This window comes from Ensifer sp. GW823-FHT05D09 (assembly GCF_058795755.1).
This window is the reverse complement of record NZ_JBXAIA010000009.1, coordinates 200,887-214,455: the sequence shown is the minus strand read 5'-3', so window position 1 is coordinate 214,455 and position 13,569 is coordinate 200,887. Positions and strand designations below refer to the sequence as shown.

The 13,569-nt window shown below is 60.5% G+C and carries 11 protein-coding genes; 2 read left to right on the top strand and 9 right to left on the bottom strand.

Annotated elements, in window-relative coordinates; translation table 11 throughout:
- Positions 1-72: 72 nt before the first annotated feature.
- The 6 genes from lon to AC1Q80_RS23720 form a co-directional block, all read right to left on the bottom strand.
- Positions 73-2,493 (bottom strand): endopeptidase La, encoded by a 2,421-nt coding sequence (gene lon / locus AC1Q80_RS23745; protein WP_173419666.1) that lies wholly within the window; start codon positions 2,491-2,493, stop codon positions 73-75.
- Between the two features lie 377 nt (positions 2,494-2,870).
- Positions 2,871-4,148, bottom strand: coding sequence for an ATP-dependent Clp protease ATP-binding subunit ClpX (gene clpX / locus AC1Q80_RS23740; RefSeq protein ID WP_053247031.1), 1,278 nt, complete (start codon positions 4,146-4,148; stop codon positions 2,871-2,873).
- A 293-nt stretch (positions 4,149-4,441) separates the two neighbouring features.
- On the bottom strand, positions 4,442-5,074 hold the full coding sequence (clpP, locus tag AC1Q80_RS23735) for an ATP-dependent Clp endopeptidase proteolytic subunit ClpP (protein WP_025426569.1): 633 nt from the start codon (positions 5,072-5,074) through the stop codon (positions 4,442-4,444).
- Between the two features lie 290 nt (positions 5,075-5,364).
- Positions 5,365-6,924, bottom strand: a complete 1,560-nt coding sequence (locus AC1Q80_RS23730) for a phospholipase D family protein (RefSeq protein ID WP_492362038.1) — start codon at positions 6,922-6,924, stop codon at positions 5,365-5,367.
- A gap of 22 nt (positions 6,925-6,946) precedes the next feature.
- Positions 6,947-7,804 carry an endonuclease/exonuclease/phosphatase family protein gene (locus AC1Q80_RS23725; protein WP_115421323.1) on the bottom strand — a complete coding sequence of 286 codons (858 nt, stop codon included), beginning with the start codon at positions 7,802-7,804 and terminating at the stop codon, positions 6,947-6,949.
- Positions 7,805-8,059: 255 nt separating this feature from the next.
- On the bottom strand, positions 8,060-8,707 hold the full coding sequence (locus tag AC1Q80_RS23720) for a VOC family protein (RefSeq protein ID WP_492362037.1): 648 nt from the start codon (positions 8,705-8,707) through the stop codon (positions 8,060-8,062).
- 257 nt (positions 8,708-8,964) lie between these two features.
- On the opposite strand from AC1Q80_RS23720, the gene AC1Q80_RS23715 reads away from it, so the two are divergent.
- Positions 8,965-10,212, top strand: coding sequence for a cytochrome P450 (locus AC1Q80_RS23715; RefSeq protein ID WP_492362036.1), 1,248 nt, complete (start codon positions 8,965-8,967; stop codon positions 10,210-10,212).
- Between the two features lie 99 nt (positions 10,213-10,311).
- Here the strand turns inward: AC1Q80_RS23715 and AC1Q80_RS23710 are convergent, their stop codons facing one another.
- Positions 10,312-11,127: an SDR family NAD(P)-dependent oxidoreductase gene (locus AC1Q80_RS23710; protein WP_492362035.1), complete on the bottom strand. Its 816-nt coding sequence runs from the start codon at positions 11,125-11,127 to the stop codon at positions 10,312-10,314.
- 127 nt (positions 11,128-11,254) lie between these two features.
- On the opposite strand from AC1Q80_RS23710, the gene AC1Q80_RS23705 reads away from it, so the two are divergent.
- On the top strand, positions 11,255-11,740 hold the full coding sequence (locus tag AC1Q80_RS23705; RefSeq protein WP_492362034.1) for a MarR family winged helix-turn-helix transcriptional regulator: 486 nt from the start codon (positions 11,255-11,257) through the stop codon (positions 11,738-11,740).
- Positions 11,741-11,748: 8 nt separating this feature from the next.
- Here AC1Q80_RS23705 and AC1Q80_RS23700 read toward each other — a convergent pair whose 3' ends face one another.
- Positions 11,749-12,093, bottom strand: a complete 345-nt coding sequence (locus tag AC1Q80_RS23700) for a cupin domain-containing protein (RefSeq protein ID WP_173419660.1) — start codon at positions 12,091-12,093, stop codon at positions 11,749-11,751.
- 57 nt (positions 12,094-12,150) lie between these two features.
- Positions 12,151-13,434, bottom strand: a complete 1,284-nt coding sequence (locus tag AC1Q80_RS23695) for an O-acetylhomoserine aminocarboxypropyltransferase (protein WP_173419659.1) — start codon at positions 13,432-13,434, stop codon at positions 12,151-12,153.
- Between the last annotated feature and the right edge of the window lie 135 nt (positions 13,435-13,569).

Genomic DNA, 13,569 nt, shown 5'->3' with positions numbered 1-13,569 from the left:
GGGGCCGGTCTTCCTTGTTTTTCTGCCAAATGAGCCTGAGACGAGCAAAATTGCGCCCGCCAGCCCTGTCGATCAGTGGGCGATGGAAGCGCCCGCTTCGTCCTGCGAATCAACCGCGGCGACGGTTGCCGGCTCATTTGCCGGGTCCCATTCGATCGGCTCCGGGACGCGGATGAGAGCGTGTTCGAGCACTTCGCCCATCCGCGAGACCGGGATGATCTCCAGCACGTTCTTCACGTTGTCCGGAATCTCGGCCAGATCCTTGGCATTCTCCTCAGGGATCAGCACCTTCTTGATGCCGCCGCGGACGGCAGCCAGCAGCTTTTCCTTCAGACCGCCGATCGGCAGCACGCGGCCGCGAAGGGTGATTTCACCCGTCATCGCCACATCCTTGGAGATCGGAATACCGGTCATCACGGAGACGATCGCCGTTGCCATGGCAACACCGGCCGACGGGCCATCCTTGGGCGTCGCGCCTTCCGGCAAGTGCACGTGGATGTCGCGCTTGTCGAACAGCGGCGGCTCGATGCCAAAGTCGATCGCGCGCGAACGGACGTAAGACGCCGCCGCAGAAATCGATTCCTTCATCACGTCACGCAGGTTGCCTGTAACGGTCATGCGGCCCTTGCCGGGCATCATGACGCCTTCGATCGTCAGCAGTTCGCCGCCGACCTCTGTCCAGGCAAGTCCTGTGACCACGCCAACCTGATCGTCGCGCTCGGCTTCACCGTGCCGGTACCGCGGCACGCCCAGGTAATCCGGGATGTTTTCAGCGGTGACGGCTACGGACTTGGCCTTGCCCTTGATGATCTCGGTCACAGCCTTGCGGGCGAGCTTCATCAGTTCGCGCTCGAAGTTACGAACGCCCGCTTCACGCGTGTAGGTCTGGATGATCGCCATCAGCGCACCGTCGGTGACCGAAAACTCCTTCGGCTGCAGCGCATGATCGCGGATCGCCTTCGGCAGCAGGTGCCGCTTGGCGATCTCCAGCTTTTCCTCTTCGGTGTAGCCGGCAATGCGGATCACTTCCATGCGGTCCATGAGCGGCGCCGGAATGTTCAGCGTGTTCGCCGTGGTGATGAACATCACGTTGGACAGATCGTATTCGACTTCCAGGTAGTGATCCATGAAGGTCGAGTTCTGTTCCGGATCCAGCACCTCCAAGAGGGCCGACGACGGGTCGCCGCGGAAGTCCTGGCCCATCTTGTCGATCTCGTCGAACAGGAAGAGCGGGTTGGACTTCTTTGCCTTCTTCATCGACTGGACGACCTTGCCGGGCATCGAACCGATGTAGGTGCGGCGGTGACCGCGGATTTCCGCTTCGTCACGAACGCCACCCAGCGCCATGCGCACGTACTCACGGCCGGTCGCCTTGGCGATCGACTTGGCAAGCGAGGTCTTGCCGACGCCCGGAGGGCCAACGAGGCACAGGATCGGGCCCTTGATCTTCGTCGAACGCGCCTGAACGGCCAGGTACTCGACGATGCGTTCCTTGACCTTGTCGAGGCCGAAGTGATCGACGTTGAGCACTTCCTCGGCATGGTTCAGGTCGGTCTTGATCTTGGACTTTTTGCCCCACGGCATGCCCAGCAGCCAATCCAGATAGTTGCGCACGACGGTTGCTTCCGCCGACATCGGGCTCATCTGGCGCAGCTTCTTCAGCTCCGCATCAGCCTTTTCGCGCGCTTCTTTCGAGAGCTTGGTCTTGGCGATGCGCTCTTCGATTTCGGCCATCTCGTCGCGGCCGTCTTCGCCGTCGCCGAGTTCCTTCTGGATCGCCTTCATCTGTTCGTTGAGGTAGTACTCGCGCTGGGTCTTCTCCATCTGGCGCTTGACGCGCGAGCGGATACGCTTTTCCACCTGCAGGACGGAGATCTCACCTTCCATGAAGCCCAGCGCCTTTTCGAGGCGCATCTTCACGCTGGTGGTTTCCAGCATTTCCTGTTTTTCGACGATCTTGATCGACAGATGCGAAGCGACCGTGTCGGCAAGCTTCGAATAATCTTCGATCTGGCTCGCGACGCCGACGACCTCAGGAGAGATCTTCTTGTTGAGCTTCACGTAGCTTTCGAATTCGGAGACGACCGAGCGGCTGAGCGCCTCGATCTCAACCGGGTCTTCCTCCGGCTCGTCGAGCGCCTGTGCTGTCGCTTCATAGAATTCTTCACGCGGCGTGTAGTTGTCGATCTTGGCGCGCGTACGCCCTTCGACCAGCACCTTGACGGTGCCGTCGGGCAGCTTCAGCAGCTGCAGAACATTGGCAATCGTGCCTACCTGGTAGATCGCGGAGGGTTCCGGATCGTCGTCCGTCGCGTTGATCTGGGTGGCAAGCATGATCTGCTTGTCGGTCCCCATGACTTCTTCCAGCGCACGGATGGACTTCTCACGGCCGACGAAAAGCGGCACGATCATGTGCGGGAAGACTACAATGTCGCGAAGCGGCAAGACCGGATAGGTCGCGCTTTCTGTCGCCGGAGACGTTTTGCTCGTCATGTCATTTCCTTTCCGTCCCGATTTCGGGCCCGTTCCCGGGAGCCACAGCGGCACTCCCGGTTGTCATGTTTTCCACATGAAAGTGGAGTGCTAGAGAGTCCTTTTCAAGGCTCGACGCGACATCCACCATCATTGGCCGGGTCCTTCTGACTACGCTTTATTGCTGTTGCGTACCTTGCGACGGAAAACGAGGCTTCAAGGGTGCGCAACGGCCGAGGCCCGTTACTGAATCGTCACATCATTGCGTTGTTAAGACACTTTAGCAACAACCGAATTGTTAAATCTCGCGCCGCAGAAGCCATCTCAACAACTAAGTGTGGGGTCATGAAAAAGCCCGCACGAGGCGGGCTTTTTCAAATCTGATCTGTGCCTCGCGCTTAGGCCGAGACGTTGGTCTTCTCTTCCGAGCGCTCGGAATAGATGTAGAGCGGCCGTGCTGCACCCTTCACCACCTCGTCGGAAATCACGACTTCGCGGACGCCTTCGAGCGTCGGCAGCTCGAACATCGTGTCGAGCAGGATCTTTTCCATGATCGAGCGCAGGCCACGTGCGCCGGTCTTGCGCACGATGGCGCGACGGGCGATCTCGCGCAGCGCGTCCTCGTGGAAGGTCAGCTCGACGTCTTCCATCTCGAACAGCCGCTGGTACTGCTTGATAAGAGCGTTCTTCGGCTCGGACAGGATCTGGATCAGCGCGTCTTCGTCCAGGTCTTCGAGCGTCGCCAGAACCGGCAGACGGCCGATGAATTCCGGGATGAGGCCGAACTTGACCAGGTCTTCCGGCTCCAGTTCGCGCAGAACCTCGCCGACGCGGCGATCTTCGGGTGAACGGACCGTTGCGCCGAAACCGATCGATGTCTTCTCGCCGCGGGCGGAAATGATCTTGTCGAGGCCGGCGAATGCACCGCCGCAGATGAACAGGATGTTGGTCGTATCCACCTGCAGGAATTCCTGCTGCGGATGCTTGCGGCCACCCTGCGGCGGCACGGAGGCGACGGTGCCCTCCATGATCTTCAGCAGCGCCTGCTGCACGCCCTCGCCCGAAACGTCACGGGTGATCGACGGGTTATCGGACTTGCGCGAGATCTTGTCGACTTCGTCGATGTAGACGATGCCGCGCTGGGCGCGCTCGACGTTGTAGTCGGCAGCCTGAAGCAGCTTCAGGATGATGTTTTCGACGTCTTCACCGACATAGCCGGCTTCCGTCAACGTCGTTGCGTCAGCCATTGTGAAGGGCACGTCAATGATGCGCGCAAGCGTCTGCGCGAGATAGGTCTTGCCGCAACCGGTCGGGCCGACGAGCATGATGTTCGACTTCGCCAACTCCACATCGCTGCCCTTGGCCGCGTGGGCCAGGCGCTTGTAGTGATTGTGCACGGCGACCGACAGGATGCGCTTCGCCTGCTGCTGGCCGATAACGTACTCGTCGAGGACCTTGATGATTTCCTGGGGGGTAGGAACACCATCGCGGGACTTGACCATCGAGGTCTTGTTCTCTTCGCGAATGATGTCCATGCAGAGCTCGACGCATTCATCGCAGATGAAAACCGTCGGTCCGGCAATCAGCTTGCGGACTTCGTGCTGGCTCTTGCCGCAAAACGAACAATAAAGCGTATTCTTCGAGTCACCGCCGTTGCTACCGCTGACCTTGCTCATTTCCATTTCCTTCCAGCACGCCGGATACCCTCGAAAAGATACCACGGACCACTCAATTCGCCCCGCGCAAAGATCTGCGCTGCATTAAGAGGGCTTCCGGGAGTACCCACCGTATCAGGGCATTTTGCCCAAGATTCGGCCGCAACGACTCTCCCACCTAACTCTGAACCCTATGCCTTCACAGCTCAACATAGCATTAAGGGTTCATCTTAGCGGCTTTACCCCCTCGATAAAGCCCTTTCACTATTACAATTGTGTCACAATTGCATCTATCGTGACACAAAAGCGCGTCATCACGCCTGCTCTGCAGCCTCGATCGCTTCGCGCGATGTGATGACCTTGTCGATCAGACCCCAGTCGAGCGCCTCGTCGGAACTCATGAAATGGTCGCGATCGAGCGTCTGTTCAACCTCTTCGTAGGTCCGGCCGCAATGCTTGACGTAAACCTCGTTGAGGCGACGCTTCATTTTGAGGATGTCCTTGGCGTGGCGCTCGATGTCGGAGGCCTGGCCTTGGAAACCGCCGGACGGCTGGTGGACCATGATGCGCGAATTCGGGGTGGCGAAACGCATGTCCTTATGGCCAGCAGCCAGCAGAAGCGAGCCCATCGAGGCGGCCTGGCCGATGCACAGCGTCGAAACGGCCGGTTTGATGAACTGCATGGTGTCGTAGATCGCCATGCCGGCGGTCACGACGCCGCCCGGAGAATTGATGTAAAGCGCGATTTCCTTCTTCGGGTTTTCCGCTTCAAGGAAAAGAAGCTGGGCGCAGACGAGCGTCGCCATCTGATCTTCGACCGGGCCGGTCAGGAAGATGATGCGCTCTTTCAGAAGGCGCGAAAAGATATCGTAGGAACGTTCGCCGCGGTTGGTCTGCTCCACAACCATCGGCACCAGCGCCATGGCGGTATCAACTGGATTTCTCATATCGAACCTTCATCAATCGGGCCCGCAAAACCTTTGCGAGCCGGGAATCACAGGATTGGCCTTCTGCTCCTACATAGAGTGTCAACACCCTTCACTTCAAGTCGCGAACGTCCGATAACCTTAATCGGCGGCGCCCTTCCAGCCTAAGAACAGAACTCCTCCACACGTGATTGCTGATAGAACATTTTTTCGCCAACGCCTTCGCCGGCGCCTTGGCTTTTGCGCTTTGCGCACAGCATTCGCCGCCGCTCGGTAAACGAACGGTAAACCCGTGCACGCTGGCAGCGACGTCAGAGCTGAGATTCGATCGGCAGGATGCGAATGAGCCCAGCGATGAAGCGCCGCAACAGACTGGCATCCGGCTCGCCCCGTAACAATCGCTCTGTCCCGTTCGACCGGTCGTGCCAGACAAGCCGCGTGCCTTCGATGCCGAGCCGGTAACTGACGGAAGGCGCCGTCTCCTCCTCAAACATCTTCACGAGTTCACCCGCAAGCGCGGCATCCGTAAAAACCACGCCCATCTCGGTATTCAGCGATGCCGACCGCGGATCGAAGTTCATCGAACCGACGAAGCCGTTGAGACCATCGACAACAAAAGCCTTGCTGTGAAGGCTGGCATTGCGCCGGCCGAACAGGGACATGCGATGGCTTTCGACGGCATCGCCCTGCTCTTTCAGTTCGAAGAGCTCGATGCCGGCGCGAACGAGGCTTCGACGATATTTCACATAGCCGCCGTGAACGGCGGCCACGTCGGTGGCGGCCAGCGAGTTGGTGAGCACCGCCACCCGCGCGCCATTCTTCACCAGAGCCGTCAGTTCGCGTGTCCCGGCGGTGCCGGGAATAAAGTAGGGCGAGATGATACGCAGATCCCTCTTTGCCGCCTGGATCAGGGGGAAGAGTTCGCGCAGCAGCCAGTTCTGCCGCTTCTGCATCAGGGCCTTCTCGGGTGGATCGGCCTCGAGACGGACATCGTCGATCCAATGCAGCGCCTTCGATCCGCTAAAGGACGCCTCGCCCCCCATCACATCGGCCACGCGCTCCAGATAGAAACGAGCGGCGGGTGTTCGCGCATGCGCGTCGAGCCCGTCCCTAAGGGCCGGCAGGTATTGTTTGCGCGGGGTGCGCAACTTGCCGATCGGCAACACGGATGTACTGTTCCAATAGCGATCGAACATTGCCGATGCCTGCTCGACCACCGGCCCGATCATCCAGACATCGAGGTCACGAAAGTTCGAAAGCTCTGCCGCATCGAAATAGGCGTCACCAATATTGCGGCCGCCGGCGATCGCCACACGCGCATCGGCAACCCACAGCTTGTTGTGCATCCGGCGCGTGGCGCTGAAGGCGCGGATGGCCATCTCGAAACCGCGGCGGATGCGGTCGGTGCGGGCACGGCTGGGATTGAAGAGTCTCACTTCAATGTTCGCATGGGCATCGAGCGCGATGCACATCCGGTCGTGGATGCCGGCATTGATATCGTCGAGCAGCAAGCGGACGTGGACGCCCCGATCCGCTGCCGCCAGGATTTCCCGTGTGAGCAGGAGACCGGTCAGGTCGTCCTTCCAATAGTAGTACTGCAAATCGAGGCTTCGTCCGGCCCTTCGCGCTGCATGCGCCCTGACGACGAAAGCTTCGATGTTGTCTGAGACGAGCGATATGCCGTTCGTTCCGGCGTGGGTACCAAGCAATGGAAAGATGGCTCGGTCCAGTTCGGTCTCGGCCTCGGCGACGGGAAGCGCTGAAGACGGGTCTCCGTGCGGACGCCGACCGAAGCGGCCGTAGACATAGAGGATCGCTGCGCCGAACGCGCCGCCGATGGCGACAACGGCAACAATGACAAAGGACAACATCACCTGCCCGCCAGAAAGTGTCTCAGACCGATCCGGCCCGGCTCACTTCAATCCGTTCGTTGTTATGGTCTTCCCGCTTGCCGACCTTCAGATCGATGGATGCCTTGACCGGCAAATGATCGGAAGCGACGCGGGCCAGTGGAGAATCATGCACGGCGACCGACGTCACCAGGCTATGGGGATTACCGAGAACGCGATCGAGCGGCAACAGCGGAAAACGGGAAGGAAAGCTCGCGACCGTTGCATGCGACGGGTCGAACACCGGGCTGAGGAAGGACAGTGACGAGCGTTTGCCCATGCGCCACTCGTTGAGATCGCCGATCAGCAAGGTCGGTCGCCCGCCCGCATCGGATGCCGCCTCGATGATCGCCTCGGCCTGCTGGGCGCGGGAGTGCCGCAACAATCCGAGATGGGCCGCGATCACGCGCAAGGGACCCATCTTGAGGTCCAGATCGACCACGAGCGCTCCGCGCGGCTCGACGCCCGGCAGCTTCAATTGCTGAACATCGGAAACCGCACCCTCACGCAGAAGCAGCACGTTGCCGTGCCAGCCATGCCCTTTTGTGGAAAAGCCGGAGATCGGAACAGATACCAGATGCGCCTCGCGTCGCAGGTGCTCGAGGTCGAGCAGCCCGGCACGCTCACCGAAGCGCTGGTCAGCCTCCTGAAGGGCGACGATATCGGCGCCGAGCTCGCTGATGACCTGGGCTGTACGCCCCGGGTCAAAGCGGCCGTCGGTGCCGACGCATTTGTGGATGTTATAGGAAGCGATGACGATATCACCGCGGCTGACCGCCGCCTCACGGCTGACGACAGTGGGTCGCCGCTTGCGGATTGCCGCTACGATGCCCGCCGATAGACTGGTCTGGTTTTTTGCCATGCCGCTCCCTGCTTGCTGCCGCATCATGCGCAAATAGGTCGCCAGACGCCACTGAAAAAGGTTTCAGACGAAAACTTGTTCCGCGCCGAAGGGCGATAACAAGGCTTTTCGAACAGCATGACGTGCACACAATCACTCGAAAACTCAGCCCTTATTGCTGCCCCAAGCTCCAGCCGTAGAACGATATCCGCCTTGTTCTTAAGGCTGGAAGCGAAGGCGAGCGATTGCCGCACGCCGTCGCGCAAATGCGATCCGTCAATCCACAGGGCCAGAAAACAGGATCAGGTTACCGTCGGGATCAAGGACGATGAAGTTTCGCGCGCCCCACGGCTCCGTCCGCAAGACGTGATGAAAGCGCACCCCGGCCGCTTGATAGTCGAGGAACAGGCGCTTGATTTCGTGCGACGTGGCAACGGTCAGCGACGCGGAAAGCAGATGCTCGCGCTCCCTGACGTCGCCGACGAAGACGGGCTCGCAGACCAGTCGCAAGGCGAGCAACGCATTGTCGCGCTTCACCTGACCATAAAAGGGCGGGTCGCCATAGACGAAGTCGACGGCAAAGCCGAGCTTGTCCGTGAAAAAGTCGCAAGACGCCTTGATGTCGGCGACAAACAATTGTGCCGAGGTCGATCGCAGAACAGGGCGCAGTGCTTGTTGTTTCGCTTGCGTGGTCATTGTCAGGGCTCCTGATTTGAGCGCCTGCCAGCCGTCAAAACCCATCTGGCGCGCGACAAGTTCCTGGGCGTCGGCGAGCTTGAAGTCCGCCTTCAATATCTCCCGGTCATCCAGATCGCGAAAGCGCGGCAAAGCAGCCCTGATCTCGGCCGCAACCGGAAAATATCCGTCGCGATGCCATCTCAGATACTGTTTGGCCTGCTTCTTGAGGTTTTCGAGGTTCGGCATGGGCGCAACGAGGGTCTATCTACCGTAGGTGGGCGTTGCCCTTTCGACCTTGCACCGATGCGCCCTACTCAGCGACATAAGATTGACCCGCAGTCAGCCATTTTGTCAACGCAGCGACACCACAAGTCGAAGGCAGACTGCGACGACCGCCTGGAAGCGTCGTTGGTCGCCAATCCGATACAACTTGTGCTCTTGCAGGCGGAACCACGCCACCCTTACAAATGGTCGCCGTCCCCGCCTTGCAAAGAGCCAGCGCCATGCCACCTAAGCCCGCCATCAGCATCGACCGCGCCGAGCGGCGCGTTTCGATCGACGTACACAATCCGGATTTCTATCGTTCGCCATCGTCGGCCTATGCCGAGATTCACGCCCACTGCCCGGCATTTTACTGGAGCGAGCGTGAGCAATGGTATTTCGCGGGCTACGACCAGGTGAACGCGTTGCTGCGCGACCGGCGTTTTGGACGGCAGATCCTGCACGTGGCCACACGCGAAGAATTGGGCATACCGTCACCCAAAGCACATTTGAGGGATTTCGACGCACTCGAGGAGCATTCGCTGCTGGAACTGGAACCGCCAGCCCACACCCGACTGCGCACGCTCGTCAACCGCGCCTTCGTCTCCAGGCAGATCGAGCAATTACGGCCGGATATCGAACGGCTGTCGCACTCGACAATCGATGGCTTCGAGCGTGACGGCGAAGTCGAGCTGCTGAAGACCTACGCGGAAACAATCCCGGTCACCATCATCGCCCGCATGCTCGGCATCCCAGTCGAGGCCACACCAAATCTTCTCGACTGGTCGCATCGCATGGTGCGTATGTACGTCTTCAACCCGAGCCACGAAACCGAGCTCGACGCCAACCATGCATCCGCCGACTTCGCCGACTACCTCAGGACCATCATCGCCGAGAAGCGCCGCGCGCCGGCAGACGACCTCCTGACGCATATGATCACGTCGGAGAAGGACGGCGAGCGACTGTCTGAGGCGGAACTGATCTCCACGGCGGCGCTGCTTCTCAACGCCGGCCACGAGGCGACCGTGCATCAGATCGGCAACGCGGTCAGAACGATCCTGCAGTCGGGCCACGCGCCCAAAGATCTGTTCGCAACCGAGGCGACGACCGCGCTTGCGGTCGAGGAATGCCTGAGATTTGCGGCACCGCTGCATATCTTCCAGCGCTACGCGCTATCGGATCTCAATCTCGACGACAGGATTTCGCTGCGCAAAGGAGACAAGATCGGTTTGTTGCTTGGCGCTGCCAATGTCGATCCCCGAAAATTCAGGGATCCACTCCACTTCAACCCCATGCGCAATGAGGGCGCCAACGTCTCGTTCGGTGCGGGCCTGCATTTTTGCATTGGGGCGCCGCTCGCCCGCCTCGAACTGAACCTGTCGCTGCCGATCCTGTTTCAGCGGTTGCCCGGGATGAGGCTGAAGCATGACCCCGAGGTCCGGGACAGTTTCCATTTCCATGGACTTGAGCGGCTGGACCTCGTCTGGTGACAGTTCGCCCTGCCTCGCTCCTGAAAAACAAACGGCTTCGACAACACCGCCGAAGCCGTTTGAAACCAGACCAGTTTGGGGAGCGACCCCGCTTGAGCGTCAGACCGCCTGTGCTCGTTCGACACCGTAGCGGGTCGCTGGCCTGTCATGCGAAAGATTGGGCGCCAGGACCAGGCGCGCCTTGGTGAAGGCGTCCCAGTCGTCAGCGTCGGGCAGCGATGGAATTGTGATCAGCTCTCCCCGATCGAAACCGGCAAGCGCCGCATCGACGAGATCGGTGACGTCCATCACCATCGACGGATCGAGCCGGTCGATCGAGCCGCCGGCGCGATCGAAGATCTCGGTGCGGGTCAGACCGGGTAGCACCGCCTGAACCTTGACGCCCTTGCCGGAAGCTTCCGCGTTGATCGACTGCGTCAGGTTCAGCACGAAGGCCTTGCTCGCATTGTATGTGCCGTTGAACCGCTCGGGCACCAGCGCCACGACGGAGGCAATATTGATGATCGCTCCCTTGCCGCGTTCCGCGAACGTCTGGGCGGCGGCAACCGCCAACCGGTTCACGGCAACGACGTTCAACTCGATCATGGCTTCGAGATAGTCCAGGTCGTCGGCGAGCAACGGCCCCTTCGGCCCGATCCCGGCATTGTTGACGAGGAGTTGGATTGCCGCGTCGTCGCGCAGCCGCTTCTCGACCACCCTTACGTCATCCCGTAGCGTCAGGTCCGCCTTCAGCACATCGACCGTCACGCCGTATTGCGCCGACAGTTTTGCGGCGAGATCGGAAAGACGCTTTTCGTCGCGCGCCACCAGAACCAGGTCGTGGCCGCGCTGTGCCAGCCGGTCCGCATAGGTCGCGCCGATGCCCGAAGACGCGCCCGTCACCAGCGCCTTACCCTTTTTCTCCACTGCACTCATTGTCGGTTTCCTTGTTCCGATTTCAATTTAGTGGTATATGCCACTAAATATACAGCAAACTGGACGCTGCGCAAGAGTGGCGCTACCAAAGTCGAAAACGGGCGCCACGGCCGCGACGGAGAAAACGATGGATGACACGCCGAAGGTCTGGGACTTCTGCACCAACAGCGCATTGAAACGCGCCTCACGCCAATTGGGTCAGCTCTATGAGGATGTGCTCGCACCAAGCGGATTGCGCGGTACGCAATATTCGCTGCTCAGCCAGATCGCCCACAGCAAAAATGCCTCGCTGCGCACGCTCGCGGATCTCCTGGTGATGGATCTATCGGCGCTTGGTCACACGCTGAAACCGCTGATCCGCGATGGTTACGTGGAGCTTGTGCCCGACGCGTCGGACAGGCGGGTGAAGCGCGTTCAGCTGACGCCGTTCGGCCTGAAGAAGCAGCAGGAGATGACGGTTCTCTGGCGCAAGGCGCAGGCGCGCTTCGAAAATGCCCTCGGCAAACCGGAAGCCGAAGCGCTGCGGCGCGCGCTGAACGGAATCTCGGAAGCGTCGTTTGCCGAAGCCTTCACCCGTGCATCTGATGGCACCGAGTCGGGTGCAAAGGGATAGCGGCTTGATCAGAGGCGAATGACGTAATCCTTGCGGGTGGTTTCTACGACCTCCCACGTCCCCTTGAAACCGGGCCTGAGGATCATGCTGTCGCCGGCGCGCAGATGCACGGCCTCACCGCCGTCCTCGGTTACGACCGAGTAGCCGGACAGGATATGGAAGTATTCCCACTCGTCGTAGACAATCCGCCATTTGCCGGGCGTCGATTCCCAGACGCCAGCATAAAGGCCACCATCGGCCTCTTCGACGTTCCAGGTCCGAAACCTGGGCGTGCCGGCGATCAGGCGGTCCGCGGCGGGCTCTCCGACTTCGGGCTCGACCGTCGCCAGGTCGAATTTTTTCATCTTCACCATCAGGCACCAGCTCCATGAGGAGACGGAGCAACCCGTCCCCTCATTTTGATGTCAGTCTCAGATCTTTCCGAGCGACTGCTCGAGATCGGCGATGATGTCGGAAACATCCTCGATACCAACGGACAGACGCACGACGTCGGGGCCTGCTCCTGCCGCAACCTGCTGTTCAGGTGTCAGCTGGCGGTGGGTGGTCGAGGCCGGATGGATGACCAGCGATCGGGTGTCGCCGATATTGGCGAGGTGCGAGAACATCTCGAGCCCCTCGACGAAGCGCTTCCCTGCCTCGTAACCGTCCTTGAGGCCGAAGGTAAAGACGGCGCCGGCACCCTTCGGGGCGTAACGCTTCTGCAGCGCGTTGTTCGGATCGTCTTCAAGCCCGGCATAGTTGACCCAGGACACCTTGTCGTGGCCCTTCAGCCACTTGGCAACAGCCAGTGCGTTATCGCAATGGCGCTGCATGCGCAGCGGCAGCGTCTCGACGCCGGTCAGGATCATGAAGGCGTTGAACGGCGAGATCGCCGGGCCGAAATCGCGAAGACCGAGAACACGCGCGGCAATCGCAAAGGCGAAATTGCCGAACACCTGGTGCAGCACGACGCCGGCATATTCCGGCCGCGGCTCCGACAGCATCGGGTACTTGCCGGACTTCGACCAATCGAATGTGCCGCCGTCGACAATGACGCCGCCCATCGAATTGCCGTGGCCGCCGATGAACTTCGTCAGCGAATGCACGACGATATCGGCACCGTGCTCCAGCGGGCGCAGGAGGTAAGGTGTCGCCATGGTGTTGTCGACGATCAGCGGCAGGCCATGCTTGTGGGCGACCTCGGCGATCGCGGCGATGTCGACGAAGGTGCCGCCCGGATTGGCGAGGCTCTCGATGAAGATCGCCTTGGTGCGCGCGTCGATCTTGGCTTCAAAGCTCGAGGGGTCGCTCGGATCCGCCCAGCGCACCTGCCAATCGAAGGATTTGAAGGCGTGGCCGAACTGGTTGACCGAGCCACCGTAAAGTCGGTTTGCGGCGACGAAATTGTCGCCGGGGCTCATGATCGTGTGGAAGACGAGAAGCTGGGCCGCATGACCGGAGGCGACAGCCAGTGCCGCGGTGCCGCCTTCAAGCGCTGCGAGGCGCTCTTCCAGAACCGCCTGCGTCGGGTTCATGATGCGGGTATAGATATTACCGAACTGTTGCAGGCCAAAGAGTGCCGCCGCATGGTCGGTGTCGTTGAAGACGAAACTGGTCGTCTGGTAGATCGGCGTCGCCCGGGCGCCCGTCGTCGGATCTGGTTGCGCTCCGGCGTGGATTGCGAGCGTGCTGAAACCAGGATTGTCTTTCGTCATTCATCCCTCCCATGACCAGGGCGCCGCACCTCCCGTGGAGGTGCCAAAGGTACCCTATCGCTTTGATTCCAGGCACAGTGCGCGTCGAAGATCCGCTCGGACTTTCGGCTCGGTGCTCTGGAGCGGCGGCACTAT

What these genes read in the sequence shown, in the direction of transcription:
- lon (WP_173419666.1), bottom strand. Translation starts at nt 2,493, where the DNA reads ATGACGAGCAAAACGTCTCCGGCGACAGAAAGCGCGACCTATCCGGTC.
- clpX (WP_053247031.1), bottom strand. Translation starts at nt 4,148, where the DNA reads ATGAGCAAGGTCAGCGGTAGCAACGGCGGTGACTCGAAGAATACGCTT.
- clpP (WP_025426569.1), bottom strand. Translation starts at nt 5,074, where the DNA reads ATGAGAAATCCAGTTGATACCGCCATGGCGCTGGTGCCGATGGTTGTG.
- AC1Q80_RS23730 (WP_492362038.1), bottom strand. Translation starts at nt 6,924, where the DNA reads ATGTTGTCCTTTGTCATTGTTGCCGTTGTCGCCATCGGCGGCGCGTTC.
- AC1Q80_RS23725 (WP_115421323.1), bottom strand. Translation starts at nt 7,804, where the DNA reads ATGGCAAAAAACCAGACCAGTCTATCGGCGGGCATCGTAGCGGCAATC.
- AC1Q80_RS23720 (WP_492362037.1), bottom strand. Translation starts at nt 8,707, where the DNA reads ATGCCGAACCTCGAAAACCTCAAGAAGCAGGCCAAACAGTATCTGAGA.
- AC1Q80_RS23715 (WP_492362036.1), top strand. Translation starts at nt 8,965, where the DNA reads ATGCCACCTAAGCCCGCCATCAGCATCGACCGCGCCGAGCGGCGCGTT.
- AC1Q80_RS23710 (WP_492362035.1), bottom strand. Translation starts at nt 11,127, where the DNA reads ATGAGTGCAGTGGAGAAAAAGGGTAAGGCGCTGGTGACGGGCGCGTCT.
- AC1Q80_RS23705 (WP_492362034.1), top strand. Translation starts at nt 11,255, where the DNA reads ATGGATGACACGCCGAAGGTCTGGGACTTCTGCACCAACAGCGCATTG.
- AC1Q80_RS23700 (WP_173419660.1), bottom strand. Translation starts at nt 12,093, where the DNA reads ATGGTGAAGATGAAAAAATTCGACCTGGCGACGGTCGAGCCCGAAGTC.
- AC1Q80_RS23695 (WP_173419659.1), bottom strand. Translation starts at nt 13,434, where the DNA reads ATGACGAAAGACAATCCTGGTTTCAGCACGCTCGCAATCCACGCCGGA.